15 protein-coding genes and 1 pseudogene are annotated in these 21,478 nt (G+C 41.2%); 7 read left to right on the top strand and 9 right to left on the bottom strand.

Annotation, left to right across the window (positions count from 1 at the left end):
• Positions 1-5: 5 nt before the first annotated feature.
• Entirely contained in the window at positions 6-1,166 is a 1,161-nt protein-coding gene (locus QQK00_RS12675; protein ID WP_284217947.1) for an IS30 family transposase, read from the top strand.
• Between the two features lie 3 nt (positions 1,167-1,169).
• Here QQK00_RS12675 and QQK00_RS12670 read toward each other — a convergent pair.
• The 3 genes and pseudogenes from QQK00_RS12670 to QQK00_RS12660 form a co-directional block, all read right to left on the bottom strand.
• Positions 1,170-1,424: pseudogene (locus QQK00_RS12670) on the bottom strand (transposase); the annotation flags it as partial.
• A gap of 418 nt (positions 1,425-1,842) precedes the next feature.
• The gene (locus QQK00_RS12665; protein ID WP_284217946.1) at positions 1,843-3,348 is read right to left on the bottom strand and encodes a S41 family peptidase; all 1,506 of its coding nucleotides are present in this window, start codon (positions 3,346-3,348) and stop codon (positions 1,843-1,845) included.
• 246 nt (positions 3,349-3,594) lie between these two features.
• Positions 3,595-5,109, bottom strand: coding sequence for a LamG domain-containing protein (locus QQK00_RS12660; RefSeq protein WP_284217945.1), 1,515 nt, complete (start codon positions 5,107-5,109; stop codon positions 3,595-3,597).
• 272 nt (positions 5,110-5,381) lie between these two features.
• Here QQK00_RS12660 and QQK00_RS12655 point away from each other — a divergent pair, with 272 nt between their 5' ends.
• A complete protein-coding gene (locus QQK00_RS12655) occupies positions 5,382-6,245 on the top strand; it encodes a LytR/AlgR family response regulator transcription factor (RefSeq protein ID WP_284217944.1) in 864 nt (287 codons plus the stop codon).
• 294 nt (positions 6,246-6,539) lie between these two features.
• Positions 6,540-8,582 (top strand): sensor domain-containing protein, encoded by a 2,043-nt coding sequence (locus QQK00_RS12650; protein WP_284217943.1) that lies wholly within the window; start codon positions 6,540-6,542, stop codon positions 8,580-8,582.
• Positions 8,583-8,606: 24 nt separating this feature from the next.
• Here QQK00_RS12650 and QQK00_RS12645 read toward each other — a convergent pair whose 3' ends face one another.
• Entirely contained in the window at positions 8,607-9,059 is a 453-nt protein-coding gene (locus QQK00_RS12645) for a CreA family protein (protein WP_284217942.1), read from the bottom strand.
• Positions 9,060-9,304: 245 nt separating this feature from the next.
• Here QQK00_RS12645 and QQK00_RS12640 point away from each other — a divergent pair, with 245 nt between their 5' ends.
• Together QQK00_RS12640 and QQK00_RS12635 are read left to right on the top strand one after the other, a co-directional pair.
• The gene (locus QQK00_RS12640) at positions 9,305-12,052 is read left to right on the top strand and encodes a WD40/YVTN/BNR-like repeat-containing protein (protein WP_284217941.1); all 2,748 of its coding nucleotides are present in this window, start codon (positions 9,305-9,307) and stop codon (positions 12,050-12,052) included.
• Between the two features lie 309 nt (positions 12,053-12,361).
• Positions 12,362-13,267, top strand: coding sequence for a hypothetical protein (locus tag QQK00_RS12635; protein ID WP_284217940.1), 906 nt, complete (start codon positions 12,362-12,364; stop codon positions 13,265-13,267).
• A gap of 59 nt (positions 13,268-13,326) precedes the next feature.
• Here QQK00_RS12635 and QQK00_RS12630 read toward each other — a convergent pair whose 3' ends face one another.
• From QQK00_RS12630 to QQK00_RS12620, 3 genes are all read right to left on the bottom strand, one after another.
• Positions 13,327-15,714, bottom strand: a complete 2,388-nt coding sequence (locus QQK00_RS12630) for a hypothetical protein (protein WP_284217939.1) — start codon at positions 15,712-15,714, stop codon at positions 13,327-13,329.
• 339 nt (positions 15,715-16,053) lie between these two features.
• Positions 16,054-17,397, bottom strand: coding sequence for an alkaline phosphatase PhoX (locus QQK00_RS12625; RefSeq protein WP_284217938.1), 1,344 nt, complete (start codon positions 17,395-17,397; stop codon positions 16,054-16,056).
• A 115-nt stretch (positions 17,398-17,512) separates the two neighbouring features.
• Positions 17,513-18,184, bottom strand: coding sequence for a LysE family translocator (locus QQK00_RS12620; RefSeq protein ID WP_284217937.1), 672 nt, complete (start codon positions 18,182-18,184; stop codon positions 17,513-17,515).
• 77 nt (positions 18,185-18,261) lie between these two features.
• Between QQK00_RS12620 and QQK00_RS12615 the strand changes: the two genes are divergently transcribed.
• On the top strand, positions 18,262-19,152 hold the full coding sequence (locus tag QQK00_RS12615) for a LysR family transcriptional regulator (protein WP_284217936.1): 891 nt from the start codon (positions 18,262-18,264) through the stop codon (positions 19,150-19,152).
• Between the two features lie 24 nt (positions 19,153-19,176).
• Here the strand turns inward: QQK00_RS12615 and QQK00_RS12610 are convergent, their stop codons facing one another.
• Both QQK00_RS12610 and QQK00_RS12605 read right to left on the bottom strand, forming a co-directional pair.
• Positions 19,177-19,590, bottom strand: a complete 414-nt coding sequence (locus QQK00_RS12610; protein WP_284217935.1) for a globin family protein — start codon at positions 19,588-19,590, stop codon at positions 19,177-19,179.
• Positions 19,591-19,758: 168 nt separating this feature from the next.
• Positions 19,759-20,769 (bottom strand): CobW family GTP-binding protein, encoded by a 1,011-nt coding sequence (locus tag QQK00_RS12605; protein WP_284217934.1) that lies wholly within the window; start codon positions 20,767-20,769, stop codon positions 19,759-19,761.
• Positions 20,770-20,892: 123 nt separating this feature from the next.
• On the opposite strand from QQK00_RS12605, the gene QQK00_RS12600 reads away from it, so the two are divergent.
• Positions 20,893-21,465 (top strand): ZrgA family zinc uptake protein, encoded by a 573-nt coding sequence (locus QQK00_RS12600; protein ID WP_284217933.1) that lies wholly within the window; start codon positions 20,893-20,895, stop codon positions 21,463-21,465.
• The last annotated feature ends 13 nt before the right edge of the window (positions 21,466-21,478 follow it).

Genomic DNA, 21,478 nt, shown 5'->3' with positions numbered 1-21,478 from the left:
ATTTGATGAAGCAACTAAAACGGACATTTACCCAGGACGAACGAGAGCTGGTTTTTGATTTATGGAAACAAGGTGCAGGGTTTAGTGATATTGGCCGAGTAATTGAAGCTAAGCCAGGCTCTGTTTTTACAATATTAAAAAGTTCTGGCGGTATTAAACCACCCCCTAGAAAACGTAATATTACTCATTTGACCATGAGAGAGCGTGAAGAAATTCGGGTCGCACTTTCCGCTAAAAAAAGTATTAGAGCTATAGCGGAGCAACTCAATCGGTCTCCTTCAACGATTTCCAGAGAAGTATCTAGAAATCGAGGGCGTAGATGTTATCAAGCGGTAGATGCAGATAATCGAGCTAAACGTATGGCAAAGCGACCAAAGCTTGGCTTGCTTCAATTACACCCAGAACTTAAGCAGTTAGTGTTGGATAAACTTCAATTAAAATGGTCTCCCGAGCAGATATCCGGTTGGTTACGTGTTGAATATGCACGACGTAAAAAGATGCAGGTTTCGCACGAAACTATCTATAAGTCACTCTATGTCCGCTCAAAAAAAATTATTCACCATTCATTTTGTCAACACCTGAGAAGGAAGCGCCCAATGCGCCATAGTCGATTTCATTCGAGAAAAGGTGATAGGGGCTCAATTAATATAGTGAATGGCGTTTCGATTCACGAACGCTCTAAACATATCGACAATAGGCGCTCACTAGGGCATTGGGAAGGTGATTTAGTGTCCGGCTCTAAGAATACGCATATAGCCACCTTGGTCGACCGAAAATCTCGTTTCACCATTATTCTGAAATTAGTCGGAAAAGATGCAGACTCTGTAAACGAAGCACTATGTGAAACGTTTAGTAAAATGCCTGCTAAGTATCGCCAGTCACTAACTTGGGACAGAGGTATGGAGTTGGCTAAGCATAGTGTCATTACTGAAGAGTTCGGTATGCCGGTATATTTTTGTGACCCTCAGTGCCCATGGCAGCGTGGCACAAATGAGAATACGAATAGCCTTATTAGACAATACTTCCCTAAAAAGACGGATTTGTCCCCACATTCACAAGCAAGACTTAATGAGGTTGCAACTCAATTAAACGAACGACCTAGAAAAACATTGAAATTCAAAACACCATCACACATGATTGAAAAGAGTGTTGCGATGATCACTTGAATCTACATCTGCCTTTTTTAATATGTCTCGTTCCTCCGTAACACGCTTTAATTCAGCCTCTAACTTCGCTATACGAACCGAGTTATCGGATGATGTGTGAACAGATTTCTTGCCGCTTAATTGGCTACGCCAGTTGTACAATGATTTAGTCGTTATTCCGAGTCGCTCAGCGACTTCATTCACCGAATATCCACGATCAGTCACCTGCTTGACGGCTTCAATCTTAAATTCTTCGGTATATCTTTTGCCTTTGCTCATAAACACCTCTACTGTAAGTTACATTGTAACTGTTAAAAGTGTCTAGCAAACTCTGGGAAGTTCATATCTCCAAAATACTTAGCATAATAAATCGCCCACAGGCAAAATCAGATACGAACTAAAGACACCTTAAAATGAATACCATCAATCAAACACCCAATCATACAAACGTCATTGGAGAACCGCATTCGCGGCTTGTTTAGCCATTGTATGTATGATGTCTTTGCTCTTCGTGCACAGAGACCATCATGAACATCATCCATTATATGCTCAAAGCATTGAAAAAGCTGGAAAAAGTAGTATTCCAGCCCATGAGTTTAATAAGTGGACACGCATAGAGGCAAGCCCTCATTTATCATGTGCTACGCATTGCCAACAATAAATAACTGGGATTTACGTATCACTTAGCTGTATTCACTTACTGCGCTAAAATCCACTCGTGCGCTTTTTCCAACCCCAGATCCACACCGCCTTCTAATTGGTCTCGAGTAAAGAATGCTTGCTCAATGCCTACAGGAATACCAAGACCTTCGTAGGAAATACCGTCGACCGACAAATAAAATTCATTCGATATGCTATAAATGGTGCCATGTGGCAATGATTTTGGCAGCGTATCTGACAAGCCTCCTGCTGTGGCTTCACCTACTAATATCGATTTGTCATGCTCGCGCATACTCAAGGCAAAAGATTCTGCTGCACTTGATGTTGAAGAGCTAGTCAATATTGCTGTTGGCTTATCCAAAATGGTTTCACCAACAGGTGTTACAAATACCGTTTGTAAGGGAGTTCGCTCGTCCAATAAACGTGCTTGCTTGCTATAAACTTGTGTACGTTCTGGAAAAAATCGTTCTGCAAACATTTGCCCAACTAAATCGTCACCGCCCTCGTTATAACGAATATCGATAATGATACCGGCCGTATCTTTTAAGTCTTCAACTATTCTGTCTAATACGCTAGACAATATGACTCGATTTTCTTGAACGGTATTGCCTTCAACACCAATACTCACAATGTCCATTGTCGCGATATTGATATAGCCAATATTATCATTCAACATTGTCCATGCAATTGTGTCGCTGTCATTAATTTTAATCTCACTTTCTTCGTCAAAATAAGACTGAATAATGGTAAACGAAGTATCTTCTGCCTCTTGCAAATATTCCTCAAATGCCTCAATTTGTTCGTCGCTAAAAGGAGGATGAATTTGATTAATGGCTATAAAATCAACCAAGGCTATGTCGTCTAATGTTGGTTTTCTATCTACGCTAAAATGCTCGTCTAATTCTATGTTTTCTAAAGACACATGAAAGTCTTTTAAGGGCTCAATCATTTTAGCTAAAATTTCAAACAATTCAGCTTCCGTTGTATTGTCGTTAATTTGATCATTTGCCCACTGATAGGTCTCATCCCAATCGATACCTTCCAAATGAAAGAATGCATAGTACTCATTAAAATTCGCCCAAAAAATCTCAAAGTCTCTTTGTGCATCAAACACATAGCTGTCTTCGCCATCGTTTGCAACAATGTCAGTGAGGCATTGATCGGGTAGATCTTTAATTCGTTGCATGACAACGCCCGGTACCTTGAGACCTGCGAAAGTTATTTCCATACTATCTTCTGAGTCAGTCAGCGAAATACTATCGATAAGCGCTGAGCTATCAAAACTATAATCCGCTGTTTGGCAGTATTCATTTGTGATTTGATAAAACTGATGAGCATCTGACTTTACATCCAACACCATGCCATAAGCCTGAGAGTGCCATAAGCCGTTGGTAGCTGGTACATTGTCTATCGGTGTTTGAGGCGGGTTAGGATCCGGTATCGGATCCGTCTTGTTTTTACTTTTACTATTGCATGCAGTTATGCTAACAGCGGCAACTGCCAAAATAACGCTCAAGAAGCGTTTAGAGTTGTAGTGCATCATTTAATTCCTGAAATTAAAAAAGTTCATCAATAATGAAGCACATACGCTCATTGTTCCGTTGAGAATGTAGTGAATAAATGTAAGGTACTGTTAGAAAATGTATCAATGTGAATAGTGAGGTGAAAAATGAGGTGAATATTGCGGATATTGCCGCCAGCTGACGGCTGATGGCAGCAGAGAGGAGTACAGAGCGCTCCTCAATACTATTTACAATATACTAGGTATTGAAACGCGCATAAAACAGCATCATTTCACTATTGTAAACTTGGCAGCCTGAATACCGTCCAATCTTATTGTAAAATCACCACTGGATAAATTGCTAACATCAATCAAATTATCGTATGTGATGCCCTGATGAACAATGTCGTTTTGGCTGTCAAAGACACCAAAGTGATACACACCTGGCTTTTGAGTTAAGCTAACACTCCCTTCAGCCGACACTTCGAGCAAAGTTAAACCGTGTTTTCTTGGGTGCAGATTATCGACAGTATTTAAATTAGGCAATTGCGCGGTTTGAACAAATACAGCTTGCTCTGAATGATTAGCTTTCTGAACCGACCAAATACTAGTAGTAATACTGTACTCTTTTGAACGTGACAACGGTTTTGAGAAGCTAAGCTGATACGGCAAGAAAGCGTAACCAGGGTTAACTTGAACTTGATATGTTCCTAGCACGTTGTTTTGCGCATCTTTTAGTTCAAATCGCAAGACTCTGCGACGGTTGGTTTTATATGTTGCCAAAAAGGACAGTTTATTGTCGCCTATAAGGGTCGCCGAATCTGTATTAAGGTGGATAGACTCTGCATAGATTTCCGGTGTATCTTTAACCGAATTTTGTTGATCACTTTCCGCATCAACTAGCACATAAGCGCGCACCCAATCATAATATGCGACGTTTTTCTCAGGATCTGCTAACTCCTCATCATTCGGAAGTTCAACCCAAGGAAAAGGGTAGGTCTCTGAGACTAAATTCACGCCCATTGGCTGATCAAAGGGTTTATCTTTTATCTCAGAATAAAATGTCATAAATTTAGGTGCGCCATTATTAAAATAAAAGCTTGCCGAGCTTTCGTTATGCCACCAGCCGCCATAGGTATTAAAACCATCCGAAGCAAAAGTATCCGTCTTAACGGTAGTTTGAGGTGATCGCAGGTCTTGCATTTTTCCGTCACAGTCGGCATACCAAAAATGGCCATTTGCATGCATACCTTTTGCAAATATTTTTCCATCAAAGTTGCCTTCTCGACCAATAGACTCTTGTATATCCAACTCCAATCCGTATCGGTCATTACACTCTTTTGGCCCAGGAAAATCCCAATTGCGGGTTGCCAACCAGAAGGTAGTGGACATCGTAGTTTTGGCCGCCTTAAATCGGCTTTCATAATATCCAAAGTAAGCGTCTTCGGTTTTAGATATCACCGCGCCACCTGCGATGCTGTATGTTCGTTCGGTGCCTTCTTCAGTCACAATATCCTGTGAAGTAATCACTTTATCTTGCGCTAGTTTTTCACCTTTAATTCGCATCAAACCATCACGTACCGATATTTGCGAGGGTAAAAAAATACCCGGCTCACGACCTGCCCACGTGGGATGATAATCGAACCACTTAGACTTGTCTAATTCTGTACCATTAAACTCATCGGAAAATACATGATTGAGCACCCATTTCTTGCCCAAAGGTGGCCGCGGTGGCTCGGCTATTGCACTGAAGGACAACACCAATAAAATAGTTAAAAAAAGAAAGTTGTTTGATATTTTCATTTGATTATTGAACCTTTTCGTACAAAAAAATGTGCGGATGCGGAGCACTCTCGTAAGACACTCGAATTTATGAAGCTGACTATTATCTGCATCATAAATTTATCTCGCGCTTGTAAAACAAAATTGTGACAAAACGACTCTGAGAGGGATAAAAGTAGTGCAAGTACACCAAAGCCTATAATCAAAAACTTACGTATATGTAGGCCTCGGTTTTCATCCAGACGAAGCTAAGGTAAAATTTAGTCAGATAATGCTGTCGAGTTAAACACGCCATGATAATTACCCGTAGATATTTTCCTAAAATAGATAAGCCAGGGCGCAAGGGTGGTATTGAATCAAAGTATATTCTAGGGCTACTGCTTTCGTGGGTGATTTTTTTCTGTTTCATGACAGCTTACAGCTATAGTTACATGCTGATCACTGACAACAGTTACTACAGTTCATGGCAACAGGCATTTCAATGTGTACTGAAAGATTGGATTGTTTGGGTAGCCCTGTCGCCATTGCTGCTAAGAACCGCCGCCAAACACGATATTTCCACTCAAGAAGGGTTAAAATTTTTAGCCCGTAGTTTTCTAATTTGTATTTTATTCAGCGGCACTTATCGGGTTTTAGTTGAGTACTGGGTGCAGGGGTATGATGCCATTAAAACAATTTACGTCTATTTCCCTCGATATATTGTTGCCTCTTTACTTACGTTGCTGACATGCACGTTTTATGCATATAGATTGCAAACAGAAGCTCAAATCAGAAATTACAAACATCAAATTCATAGCTTTGAAGAAACTATGAATAAATCAGCGCAGAGCTTTGTGGTTTATAAAGGTAGATCCAAGGCCGTTATTAACGCACAAGACATTATTTATGTGCGAGTAAACGGAAATTACTTAGAGATCCATACAAAAGAATCCAGCTATCTAATGCGCAAAACCATGAAAGAGATTGAGACACAGTTGGCAGCCGATCAGTTTATCCGTATTCATCGTTCATATATAGTAAGACGTTCAGAAATACATACAATTTGCCGCAACAGTCTAGAAGCGAAAATGCAAAACAATCAACGCTTAAGAATTGGTAAAAAGTACCTAAAATCGCTACCACACTTTCACCAAGCCGAGAGTAACAAAATGTCATAGGCATAATGACAAAGTTTTCTGGGTTATAAAGCGTCGCCTCACCTACGCTCACTCAATATCTTCGCATGCGCATTCAACTGAAAAATTGGCTTTGCTCCTATGGGCAGTGCTGGCTCACAATGCTTACAATTTGCTAAGGCCTCGCAAGCAGATTTTAGGGTTTTATGGATCACAAACTTGCTCACTAATGGAAAATCACAAAATGCCGACTTTAGTAGTATGACCTTAGTTGTGTATAACTATGATACAGAATAAATAACCGCCGATGAATATGAACGATACGCCAATTTACCTATGAAAGACGACCAGAACATTTATAAAGCACTATTTGATGATGCGTCCGTTGGGCTAGCAGTCAACAAAACCGAAAGTGGTAAATTTGTCTTCGTAAACAAAGCCTTTGCTAAAATTACGGGTTACAGCTTGGAAGAGTTAAACACACTCAGTTTCTGGGATTTAACGCCTAAGCAATATGAAATGCAAGAACAAGTGCAGCTAGAATCTATGCAAAACACCGGTAGTTATGGTCCCTACGAGAAACATTATATTACTAAGGCTGGCAATTGGGTTGCCGTTCGCCTGAATGGCAATCGCATCAACTTAGCTAATGGAGAAAGAATCACCTTGTCGGCGGTAGAGGATATTTCTGAATTTGAAGCTGCTAAGGAGAAGCTCCGCTTGTCGTCGCTGGCCATAGAAAATAGTAGCGAAGCTGTGGTTATCTTAGATGAAAGTAAATGTATAGTCTCTACCAATCCTGCGTTTACAGAGATCACTGGCTACGAGTTCTCAGACGTAAAAAATAAATGCCTCGACAATATTCTCTCTGACCCATCTTCATTTGAACAATATGCAGCAATGACAAAACACCTCGATGACTTAAATAATTGGCAGGGTGAACTTAGATTGACCAGCAAATGGGGCGAAAAGTTAGTACTTCGCACAAGTGTCGACTCTATTGTTGAACACTCTGGAAAAGTCACACGATACGTCGCCTTATTATCAGATATGACTGCAGCAAAACGCTGGGAAGACGCACTATGGAAACAAGCTAATTTTGATACGCTAACAGGACTAGCAAATCGACATCATTTTCAAACGGCACTACAGCGACATTTAGAAATGACTAATCTGAATGAACATCCTTTTAGTTTACTATTGATCGATTTAGATGAATTTAAGGAAGTTAATGATACTTTGGGCCATGACGTAGGTGACGAATTACTCACCTTAGTCGGAAAACGCCTATTGCTGCATTTACGAAAAACGGATTTCGTCGCAAGAATCGGCGGCGACGAGTTTATTGCAATACTGCCAGAAATCGAAAGTCCCAGCCACGCCGGCGCAATAGCCGAAAAACTCGTACACTCATTTGCAAAACCTTTCAAAACACCTACGGAAACGCTATATGTCTCAGCGAGTATTGGTTTGGTGCATTGTCCGAGTGATGCTTGTGAGCCTAAATCGTTGATTAAACAGGCTGATCAAGCAATGTTCATGGCAAAAAGAATGGGCCGTAACCGTTTTTGTTACTTTACCAAATCCATGCAGGAAGACGCTCTAAAGAAAATGACATTGACCAACGCGTTGAGAGCGGCGTTGTCAGAAAAGCAACTCAGCCTGCATTTCCAACCTATCATCGACCTACAGTCCGGGTTGATTTGTAAGGCAGAAAGTTTACTAAGGTGGCACCACCCTACCTTGGGTACGGTCCCCCCTAGCGATTTCATTTCACTTGCTGAATCTGCCGGATTGATTAATGACATAGGCACATGGGTCGCAAATCAAGCCATTATGTATCGGCTAAAATGGGGACAAAAAACGCATGATGACTTTCAAATCAGTTTCAACGTATCACCCATCCAATTTCGATATGAAAACATTGAGTTTTGGAATCATTGGATAAAAGACGTTAAGTCAAAAAATTTACACAAAGTCTTAATACTTGAAATAACCGAGAGCCTATTACTAAACGCTGAGCCAAGTGTATTAGCGCAATTTCATCGACTCCGTGATGCAGGAATAGAAGTTGCCATTGACGATTTTGGCACCGGATATTCATCATTGGCATACCTTAATAAACTAGATATAGATTTTCTCAAAATAGACCGTGCATTTATTCGCAACCTAGAGAATAGCGACAATGATCAGGTGCTCACTGAGGCCATTGTTGTTATGGCACATAAATTAGGATTACATGTGGTGGCTGAAGGTGTTGAAACTAAAGAACAAGCCGCATATTTAAGCAGTATAAATTGTCGTTTTGTCCAGGGATATCTTTATTCAAAACCTTTGCCTGCAAATGAGTTTGAGCATTTATTGGACTCACAGAAGTGAGTAGCTAAGCAGAACCTCAGATAACTATTTGTCCTGCGCAATCGTCTCCCATAGCGGTACAGTAGAAAGACTGTGTTTATAACTGCCGGAAATTTCTTTCGTCGAATACGACACGTATATTAGGGTGTGATTGGTTTTGTCGTATATTCGCCTCACTTTCATATTCTTAAAAAAGATACTTTTTGATTTTTTAAACACGACTTCACCGGCGTCAGATTGATCTATTTGGCTGAGCATCTGGACGGTAATCTCTCCCGTTTGTCGACATGCAATAGAACTATCAGAAGGATCCGATAAATCTAAATTAGCTTCGATACTTGAAATATGACACGTCACTCCAGATACAATAGGATCCTGCAAGGCGTCAATTTTAATGTCTTTCGTAGTAAACACACCCAACGACACGTCACCGACTTCTTTATCACTGCAGGCAGCAGTGAGTATAGTAATCAAAACGAATAACAGTACGCGATGCACAAGACAATCCTCAATCGGTATTAGTGACAAAAGCAAGTATACCCTTTCAAACACAAAACACTACGTTTAGGCACTCTTTACGTCGCAAAACTACCTAAATCACAATAAATTTATATGTAAATCATATCTTCTGCATGTAAATTTATTGTAATATGTCTCAATCATTTGCGGCTTACAGCGAGACTGCCAGCTCATGCGGTTTTCGCAAATTGTGACAGCAACACATTAATACTAAGGTTTTAATAATGCGCATTTTTCAATTTTCAGTTGTATGCAGTTTTTCTGCAATTTTAACGGCATGTGTTGCTGGTCAAGATGTAAAGCAAGATCGACCTATTGAGCAAGCTGCTTCGCAGATATCTTCATCAAATGTCGCATATTTTAAAACGCTAAAAAACGAACGCGTCGACTCTGACCCAATTGTACAATGGCAAAACATTGGTCCAGGGATGTCTGGTTATAACGAGGAGCTTTGGCTACACCCGGCGGATGCAAATGTCATGTTTATGGCCCCAGATATGCACGTTGCTTATGGTAGTTGGGATGCAGGTAATTCATGGCAGAGTATTCAAGATCATGATGAATTGGGTCAATTGATGAAACGTGTGCTTGATATAGAGTTTTCGAGGCAAAACCCAAATTATGCGGTGGCGTTAGATTGGAATGGTTGGGTTTACGAATCAGTCAATCAAGGTAAAAACTGGTCTAAACTCGCCGAGCTTTCACCATCATACAAGCAATACGGCGTTGACCCGTACGACCCATTAGCCTTTAAAAAAGGCTGGTACGATGAACAAATTGGTATGCGTTTAAGCGATTTAGCCATTGATCCAAATGACGACAACATTTGGTACGTTGGCGCGGGTGACTTTTGGAACGTGAAAGAAAATCATCGCTCACTCAAAAAACCTCACGGCAACATACTTACCTACGCAGATTATGGCTATATCTTAAAAAGTATAGACAGAGGACGTACTTGGCAGAAAATTAGCAAAGGGTTTCCTGACAATTTAGATGTTGGAGAAATCATCGTAAACCCTTTGAATTCAGAGCACGTGATCATGATGAGTAATCATGGATTGATGCATAGCCACGATGCCGGACTCAATTGGGAAACAAAGGCAAACGGTTTACCGCATAACATGCCTAGAGATTTAAGCTACTATTTCGACAAGGCGTCTGGCGAATTTATACTTTACCTCATCGACCAAACGCAGTACCACGCTGACGGCAAATCGATAACATCGTCGGGCGGTATATATCAGAGCGTTGATGCAGGACTTAGTTGGCAGGACATCACTGGCAACCTAGCGTTTGACCTAAGTCAAGTAAGCTATCCTGCCGAGATATGGCGCTATTACAGAGCAATAGGTCATTGGTTGGGTATTGGCACTGACAAAGCACGCAAACAGTTTCCAACGCTCCCGACTAACATTTTGCCAGTATTTAATCGCATCGCCATTAACCCAAATGATAAGAATGAAATCTATGTGTCGTACAATAAGAAGCACGATCGCACCTTTGGTCCAGGAGAAGCGTGGCGTTCATTAGACGGGGGCAAAACATGGAACGTTGTTGCTCGGCATGGCAAATATTGGTTGAGCGACAAAGACGCTGAATATTGGGCGTCTCGCAATAATCCTTCAGACGCGAACGTCGAGTTTTCCCACGTGCAAGCGTACATGGATGACCATGAAGAAATGGAAGGCAATAGGCTCTTAGAAGTAAATGCAAAGGGCGAAGTGTTCTTAAGCATTGCGCAACAAACGCATAAATCTGTAGACAAAGGCAAGACTTGGCAACAAGTAGACGATGTCGAAACGGCTCCCAACAGCGATGTCTGGATTGGCAGAGGTAACAGTGACTTGCCCGGACGCATTATGCTGTTAGACACAGGCATACAACATCGCCGTTTACTCACGAGCGGAGAGCATGGTGTTTGGGAAACTGTACCTTTAGCAAATGACAACAACCCTCAAGCGGTTGCCCTGCGGCAAATTGAAGGTCAGGCACAAGTGGATGGGATGTACTCTATATCCACTATTGCAGTGCATCCAGATGATCCAAATACAATGTATATTATGGCGTGGCGCCAAGCGCACAAAGGGCAATTGCGACGCTCTACTGATGGCGGAAAAACATGGCAAAATATCTCTACCGTACTTGAAACCTCTACCGAACGAAACAATAGAGACGGCAAGATAATTCAAGGCCCGCCGGGCATGTTACCTGCGAGTAACTCTCTGCTTATAGATCCGAGTAATCCAGATACGATGTTTTTTGTAAATGAGCGAGATGCTTTTTCTGAGATCTACCGAGCGCCCAGACGCGAACCAACTAAAGGTGGTTACGGTTTTATGAAGTCTGAAGATGGCGGTCTTACCTGGAAGGTAAGTAACAATGGCTTTAACAAAACCACAAGCTTACGCCGACTGGCCCTAGATCCACTAAATTCTCAGGTGATTTATGCTGCCGCTACAGGAAACAATGGTGGCCTTTACAAGACTATTGACCAAGGTGAACATTGGAAAAAAATATCCCTTCCTAAACAAATCAAAAGTGTGAATAACATCTATATAGATAAGCAAACAAATGAGATGTTTATTAGCACCGGCCGTTTTTATGAAGGCAACAACGAAGAAGGTGGTGCTTGGCGCAGCGCAGATAAAGGAAAAACTTGGCATAAATTCTTTGACGCGCCGATGGTACTACAAATAGAAACGTCGCCCGTCGATCCAAACATATTACTGTTAAATACAGGTAGCCAAATGCGCATGGATCGCCAATTCATGAATCCAGGGTTATATCTATCTCAAGACAACGGCAAACGTTGGAAGAAAATTAATACTAATTTGGCGAATAGTGACAAGATTATTGACGCCAAACCCGATCCACATAATCGCCATTTACTGTGGGCATCTGGCTGGGGAAGCGGCTGGTACGTTGGGTATATTGACGGCGCCAATAACGAACCATGGTTTACGTCGAAGTAAAAAACTCATTAATAAAATTGAGATCTACTTAAGTAGATCTCAATTCAAAATATCTAAATACATAGATAACGAAAGCGCATATATCTAGTTATGCGATAAAATACACAGTTGGCCTGCCATAGTACTTATTTTCAAATCAAAAATTTTTCCGTCCGTAAAAAAACAGATGAGATTCTGTTTTGGGTATACTGTTCGATACAGCATGAAGTAATTATACTAATTGCTTATATTACGCAAACAGGCTTTAATAAAAGATAAAGCAGACGTAAGAAAAATCTGTATAACGATTAATTTTACCTTGGTATTTATATGTCACCATGGGCCAATCTACAATCTAGTATAAGTACGCAAGTGTTCACGCAGACACTGACTTGTGTTGTTTTGATGATTTTCTCCCACATCGTCAGCGCGAATGACAAAGTCATCGCCAAAATTGCCATGCTCAAAGATACCTACGAAGTCTACGAACTAGACAAATTAAACAATGTTTGTGAGGATTTACGGCTATTCAAAGGTCGCCCCAATCATCGAATGATGGTCGATTTATCACTTATATGTCAGGCATTTAAAGCGGCAAACTTTGATATTCAGATAGCGCTCCTTATCGTCCCTAATTACAGCCGATCATTAAGAGATGTAAGCAACGGTACAATGCTAATGCCCGCGGAGACGATATGGAAAGAGGATGTACAAGGCAATCCGAACGTATTTATTTCACAAGATATTATTCGATATGGCGAGTTTGAAAAGGGACTTTACACTATTGTCTCCCACCCCTTACAAAAGATGGCGCTCGAAGACATAGACTTTACGCAATACTCTGCAATTACGTTTCGAAATTGGCGACATGACTTACAAGCACTGCTTCAGGTAACACCCAAGGTGCTAACATCGATTCAGTATGACTCAATCGTCAATATGTTAGCAGCTGGCCGAGCGGACTTTTCTCTTATCGAGTTTTCCGGTGGGAAGGATTTCATATTCAATCACAAAGGTACCTTAGTAAAGCCTGTCAACGGCATAAAAGTCAGAATAATGGACGCTCGCGTTTTCGTCATGTCTAAAGAAGTAGCGAACAGCAGGATGATATTTTCTGCACTGCAAACTGGTTTAAGTAAATTGCGACAAGCTAACAAAATAAGGCCACTGTATGTGACTCATGGCATGATAAACCCTCAAGTAGCAAACTGGAAAGTTGCCAACCCAAAAGACTAAACCAAAAAGGAAAGTACTCACTTTATAAGCTACTTACCCTAACATGCCCTAGTTAATGCTTAACGTTGTAAGCCTTTCATTAATTTCATGGTTTTGGCTTCCATTGCGCTTAATTGATTGTCCATTTGCATTGTAGACGCGGGAGATAACCACCAACCTAACGGTGGGTCCATCTTGCCATCTTGTTCATGCACTAGCCCTGAGTAAGAAATCACTAAAGTATTCAATAAGATACAATCATGTATATCGATGTTTTCACTACAAAAACTATCGTCTGTAAATAAGGCAGTATCCGCACTTTTTTGCAAGTGCAGCAAGTCTGACATGGCGGCACTTGTATGCCCCGCACGCACAGATACGATCCCTTGTATCGGCGCTAGCATTTCATTTAATGGCCAACTGCTATGCTCACCATACGGGGCAGTCCTGCTGACATCAAATAATGACAGGCCGTCATTCGTTTCTTTTTTTGATGCCGTATCTACTGAATTTTTCAGTACAATCACCACCGGCACATACTCGACAGCTTGGGCGTCCTGAGTTTTATCTAGCCAAGCGCTTTGCTTCAAGTATCTTACTAAGTCAGCAGTTGAATGGGCACCATAGTTATCAACGTAACCACCATCTAGTATATGCTGCTTTTCTTCCCATTCCACACTGTTATCAAGTGTCCCCGCAGGCGTGATATATGGGAAACGAGCCGAGTTTAAACCAACCGTACTAAGGCGCATATTACATGCCTTAAGATTGCCATTTTTACAACCCATTTGGGGATAAATATCGAGCTTATCTCTGAACACATTGGGCTTAACAGGAAAAGGCGCTGTAATTACACGCGAGCCACTCTCTTGAATACTGCCCATCGACAACACAAGCGGCAACCAATGACTATCCGGTGTATTATTAAGGTAGGTACTTTGGAAACCCTGCCCTAAACCATCAGAACTAAACGTATCTTTAAATCCGATTTCCCAATCTTGCTCTAAATACGTCGCACGATCAGTGCTTAAAAACGGAAGGGGTAAAAAGCGATAGAGCAGGTCGTTATACATAAAGGAGGTTGCGACTGTAGACAAATAGTCCCGACCGACCGCTTGTAACAGAGACGATTGGAAGTTATCGGTGCGGCAATTGTCGGTATTTTCGTCTTGTAGACAATAATGGAGTGCTCCTGTGAAAAATACGTTGCCTACCGTGCCACCAGACGCCCCAGATAAAGAAAATATATTCTTATGAATGCCAGGGTATCTGCTTTCAAGCATCGACAAAAACCCCGCACTCCAATACGACGCTCGCAATCCACCACCTTGGCTTACCACAAAAAACATTGGGACTTTTTTGGTGTTGCTTTTGTTATCTAGGTAGTAATATTTGCCCTTTACCTGGTGAAATTTATCTAACGCAGATGCTAAAGAACTAAATGCGTAACTATCAGCAATCACTTGATTGTCACTTGCCTGTAATTTTCGTACCTGATGGTTATCCGTGTCTACGAAATACGACATCAGTGCAGCAAAAATTATGGCGATGGTGACAATTGGATAAGGCAATGAAATACCTTTATCGAATAAATGTACTCGGTTACTTTTAGGAGGGTTACGGGGATTGTCATGAAACTTATGTCGAACCTTACTAATCACAACGTTAATAATGAAAAACATTAGGTTAATAGTAGGAACAACGACAATATATACGAATAAAGTTAAACTAAAAATAACACTCGCCAAGCCCCAAAAGATGATAAATGCTGCGCCCGTTTCTTTAGCGAAACTCTGGGTGTTAGTTATTGCAGCAAATGCAACAACTGAATAGCAAATTATAAGCACTACCGTCCATGTCCAAGGATTCAACAACCGCATGACTAAACGATTAGATGTTATTTTTTTGGCTTTATGACTCAAAAAATATCGACGCCGAAATGTGACAAATATTCCAACGAATGCAGATGTACAAAGGGTAACAAAACCAACGCTGGTCATATCATCGTAAAGGTTAAAAATCCCAATAATAACCAACGGCAAAGTAGCATATATTCGAGGTAAGTATTTACCAACTTTTCTGCCAGCATATTTATTGGCGTCGATAATTTCTTTTGATTTAACAAACCCTAAGCCGTAATGGTGAAAAAGAAAACGCGCGAAAATAGAAGGGTTTTTGAGGATGCTCTTAGGCCGACGTTTAGGATAAGAATTTAGGTCTAGAATAAACCGGGATGTCCACCACAAACTCAAGCTAAAGAACGTAATACTGGCGATGTAAGGAAGATATTCGAGCCAACTTCTGGCAGCATTTACTTGGTAAAAGATATCTTTTAGTTGATCAACTTTTAAGACCATTAGCAAGGTAATTACCGTCATCACACACTGGAACGACGTAATACCAAAACTCGTGAAGACATCAGCCCTAATACTCGCTTTATAAGGCTTCGCTATACGTAAGTAAGACATTCGATTGTTCCTTCATAAGTTAGTGAAACGCAATCCGGTTAATGTAGTGCTTAATCTTTCGTTTGTATTGTTCTAGCCTGCTGCGTATTTTTAGTGTTATTTAGGCCAGTAATTTCTCATAAAAAAGGCTCATGGATGAATACTTCCACAAGCCTTTAAATTAACATATTTACGTCTATTGTTAAGTCACTTCATTCGTTGCATAAGCGTCTCGCGTATTCTTCTTAAAAATACGATTAAAGAAGCGCAGGAGCTAACGATACTGGGTTATCGCTAGCCCTGCTTATTATTTGCATTGTTGTTCACTGACATGATATTCATGACCTAGCACTCACCAACCTAGGCTAACGCCTCCATTTTGTGCCAAGGCCCCGTGATTGCCAACGTTGCTGTCGGTGAATACATATTTACAAAAAGAGTGGAGCCATCCGGCGAAAAACATGCACCTGCTGGTTCGGTTTGCCAGCGCACTTTTGCAATATCATAAGACTTACCGCTCGGACTAACGCCTTTTAGATGATTATTGACTGTGTCCAGATACTGGTCTTCACACACGACCAAATGCCCGCTAGGTGCCAAACAAAGATTGTCGCCAAAATTCATGCTTGTAGGATCATCACTTTCAAAAAATAGGCTAATCGTAGGAGAATTGCCTGACACTTTATAGCGCATGATTTGCCCTAACTTTTTTGCCCCACCGTCAGTGCAACAAAAATACAACTCGTCATCTCCAAAAAAGACCCCTTCACCTCTAGCAAAAAGCGCCGCGCCTTTTTCATAACCTCGTTTGCGCAAATCATCTTTCGGGCTTTCGGGATTGTCTAAATCAATCCATTCACATGCGTAATCGACTTGCACTTGCATACTTGAAGACGACCAATTGCGCGTATCAAATTTCGATTTTCCCTTTATCACTAAAGCTTGTAGTTGACCACCGGCATGTAAGTTTTGCTTTTCGTTGGGAATAAAACGATAAAACAGGCTATCGCCTCTATCTTCGGTTAAATACACTATGCCTGACTTAGGGTCTACACAAGCGGCTTCGTGATTAAAACGCCCCATGGCTTTTATCGGCTTAGGGTCGACTAAGCCTTTGGTTGTGCTTGGTACCTCAAACACATAACCGTGGTCTTTACTGATTTTGTCAGATGCCTTGTCAACCGACTCTTCGCAGGTTAACCAACTACCCCACGGCGTAATGCCACCAGAACAATTACGAATTGTGCCAAGAAGCGACATAAACTGTTGTTCGACTTTCCCGGTTTTCATATTGAAAATGATATTCGACGTGCCACCAGGCAAGGGGATGCCCGAGCGATGCGCATCATAGGCTCTAGCTAATTGTTCGTCACTAAAGTTAACGTCCCAATCTTTACTATGTTCTGGCTTCTGCTCGTGGTTTCGAATAAGCGCCACACGCTCATCGTCCAACTTAAGACAGCCCATGCCATCGGCTCGATCTGGCACTGTGAGGCCATCATCCATTTTATCGCCTAGGGACGAAATGACCTGATAAGTAAAACCTTGTGGTAAATCGATAACACCTTTTGGATCAGGCAGCAAAGCACCAAGACCACGACTATGTTTAATTGTCTTAGCACTTGGGTTCGCTTGTAGATTAAGCGCTAAACCACTAAGCGCAGAAAAAAGGAGCCCTTGATTAAAGCGTCGGCGAGTAAGCATAATATTCCCTGTATTTTTATTTTATTGCTAACCTTCTTATCTTTCACTTTCGAAAATACTCGTAGGTTAATGTGCGACATAATATTGCATATAGTGTCGCCAATAACTATGACATTTATATGTAAGGCACGCCAATCGCAATGAAATTACTTAATAAAAGATAAGTGGCAATAATAATCAGTACTGCGCCGGTCAATCGATTTAAAATTTGTAGAAAACTCTTTTGCTTCATTACGTTACGCATTTTATGACCAGCCACTGCCCAAAGTGCTAAGCAGGGATAACAACATATAAAATAAATGCTAATAAAGCCTAGTAGCGCTTCGAGAGATTCATTCAATTCAAAGGCGGATATACCAGCAACGCAAGCTAACCACGCTTTTGGGTTTAGCCATTGAAGCATGAAACCACTAAAAAACCTTGGTGCCTCATCGCTTTTGCGACTCAATGTCACATCGGCTGTAGCTATTTTATACCCTATATAAGCAATAAATAGACAAGATACAATGGTAAAACCTTGTTCAATGGCGTCATGTTGAAAGGTGAACAACTGGTGGAACCCTAGGCCAACAAATAGCAGTAAGAAGACAAAACCGACTGTTGCCCCAGATACAAATGGCATTGTTTTGTGCACACCAAAATTTATTGCTGAGGCAAAGGTAATAAGATTTACAGGTCCGGGGGAAACTGACATAGATATAGAATACAAGCACATTGCAATAAACAAAGACATGGCGGTTACTACCTTTTCAACAATTGAATTTTTTGCTGTCGCAAAACTATCCACGTAATTTACCTCGCACTTCATTGGTTTAAAATATGCTAGTATTCGATTTAACTATTTCATAAATTGGTACAATAACGATGATTGATGAACTGCGTGCGATGGCAATATTTGCTGAAACAGCTAAAAAGGGATCATTTCGATTGGCGGCGAAAACCTTGGGTTTGTCACCATCGGTGGTTAGTTATCACATCAGCCGACTTGAAAAATCATTGGAGACGCCACTTTTATACAGAACAACACGTAATCTTTCACTCACTCACGAAGGGCAGATGCTGTATCTAAAAACAAATGAAATGCTATCTACCGCACGCTCGGGCCTTGCCGAAATTTCTGCCAGTAAAAAACACCTTCATGGTAAGTTAAGTATTACGCTACCCACCGCACTGACACGCCATCCAATTAGTCAAGGTATAGCCAGCTTCGCTTCCAAGCACCCGGAGTTAACACTTCAATTAGAATATACGGATCAACGTCAACATATAGTTGAGCAAGGCATAGATCTAGCGATTAGGGCTGGTGAGTTGCCAGACAGTAGCTTGAAATCGAGGCGCATTGGATTTCTTCAGCGTAAATTGGTCTGTGCATCTACGCTATATGCAACACTAGCGACACCGGACACGCCATTGGATGTGCAGAATTGGCCATGGGTACATTTAACACCAATGCCACGAAGCAGAGAAATCGTCGACCCTGAAGGAAAACGGCACAAACTTCATTTTACCAGTAAGGTCACTGTAAATAATGTGGAGGCAATGACAGAGCTATGTATTCAAGGACAAGGGGTCGCCACTCCGCCTGTTCACCTTGCTAAAACCGCCATCGAAAAAGGCCAATTAATAGAAATTTGTCCGACTTGGCAAGTCCCGCCCATCGCTCTCTATGCAGTTAGACCCAACAACGCTGCAACGCAAAGCGCTGTGCGGAAACTACTAGACTATTTGTGTGAAACAGATTTTACAGATAACTAGAGATATAAGGCGATATTCATTCACCTACGCAGTTTCGCTAGCGGCCTCTTTCATGACCGTTGCTAATACGGTGTAAGTCTCTATCCATGCGGCTTTTACTGCGTCTGTAAAATCTTCTCCCAAACCTTCACTCAATGTCCAAATTAAGGCCTCACCAACCGTATCGTAGTGCTTATCCTTAACGCCATAATCTACATGTCGTGTACCAAGGTCTTGCACAACAGGTACGAGCGCGTCCAAATTGTTTAAACTATTTACCGCCATACCAATCATTTTCATTAATTTGGCCCCCTGCTCCGTTATATCACCCTTGAACATGGGCTTTAGCGTTGGATCTAGTTCAAATAACTTACCATAAAACAGTGCAGCCGCAGTTGGTGCTATTGGTGCTACTTTCGCAAAAGTACCTTGTACCAAGGAAACAGTTTCTGGACTCATGAATACAACTCCTATGTGTAATTAACGATATCTATGTTACTCAGCACATATCGCACCACTTCATAATACGCTATATTTTCAATAACTTACTGTTTCACATTCGTCACTTAATCAGGTCTTTGCACTGTTTAAAACAAGGTTAAAAGTTTACTTCACCAATAAAGTGCACTACTTAGTGTATTCGTCAATCAAACTATCAATCGCCTCAGCAAATGTATTGGCGAAGTCTTCGCTACTCGATATCAATTCGATACGCGAATCTTCAGCCTCATCCAAACGACGCTCTTCAAAAGCACCGTCCGCGACATTAAAAGCAAAGATGCCGCTATCAGTAATAATTACCGCTTTTAATCTTTCTGCAGTATATGTTTTAAATAGCATTACACATTGCTTATAGCTAAATGCATATGTAGCAGCGCATAACCAACCTCTAGAAAAATAACCCTCGCCTTGGTTAGCAATGCGCAAAGCGCCTTCTTTTGGTGCAATAAGCGTATTTGCACTATTTAGCTTATTTGTATGATGATGTTGCTCCGAATCAGACAAGTGCAGCGTAAAATTCGAAGCATTGGCCAACAAGCGATTATCAACCTTTCCGCAATTAGCATGCACCACTGGCGTTGAGGAGACACCAATCTCATGCATATAAGTTTCTAGTGTCGGCATACAATCATGCGTATATAAATCAGATTTAGTCACGACGACGGTATCTGCAATCTGCATTTGCGCTTGAAACGTTTCGTGATTTCGCCATTTTTGGTCATCAAGCTTCCTGACATCAATTAAGGTCAGCGTCGCTTGAACATTGAGCACATCTTTATAGTGACTTTGCGACAGTGTTTCTAACACTTCTTTAGGATGTCCTAGGCCAGTTGGCTCTATTAGTAAGCGATGCGGTTTTGCTTGTGCAAGCAAAAGATTAAGCGCAATTTGCATGGGCAAACCTGAGGTGCAACACATACAACCGCCAGGTACTTCTTTAATAAAAATGCTTTTCTCTTTCCCATCAACAGTGCCACCAGACAGCATTGAGCCGTCAATGCCAACCTCTCCAAACTCATTCACCAAAACGGCCCAACGTTCGCCATCAGGTTTATTCGATAAAAGTGATTGTATCAGCGTCGTTTTGCCGACACCTAGCGCACCAGTAATGACGTTAGTCGGTACGTTTTTTACCATGACAAGTCCATTAGATTTAAAACCAGTAGCTTACGAATTAATTCTTTAATTATTGTAGAAATGTTATATTATAACAAAACCATCAGCAAGAATTGATTCGAGTTAACTATAAGTGGTTGAGAAATGAAACTATTGAAACAACTGGCAGTTTTTTCATGCCTACTATCAAGTTATTCGCTAGCCCAAACACATATGCACGGCAAAGGCACGCTATTCATCGCGCAAGATGGAAACACATGGCAACTGCAATTTACCCTGCCAGCATCTGATGTTTTCGGGTTTGAACATCAGCCAGAGACAAAAAAGCAGCAAGAGTATGTTCATATGCAATCGAAACGCCTAAAGCAACTGGATAAAGTCCTCTCGCTGCCAAATGACTGCGCACTTATTACTCACGAAGTAGTAATCCCGAATGAATTTGACATTAAACACTTCGACAAACACAGCAATGATGACAAACCTTCTCATGAGCATGAGCATGAGCATGAGCATGAAAAGCATACGAGCGACCATGCAGATACGCACGCAGATATCCAAGTAACGACCACCTTAGATTGCAATACCGCCATATCTGTTTTGAATTTCGCTATTTTTGAGAGCTTTAACAGTCTCGAAACCGTAGACGTGTTGTGGACATTGAGTTCGGGACAAGGACAAAGTGAAATCTCTGCATCAAACCCTAAGGTTAAACTTTAATGGAAAGGAAACT

The organism is Agaribacter marinus (assembly GCF_030160655.1).
GTDB lineage: Bacteria > Pseudomonadota > Gammaproteobacteria > Enterobacterales > Alteromonadaceae > Glaciecola > Glaciecola marina.
Note: the sequence above shows the minus strand (reverse complement) of the source record. Positions and strands in the feature narration are given on the sequence as shown.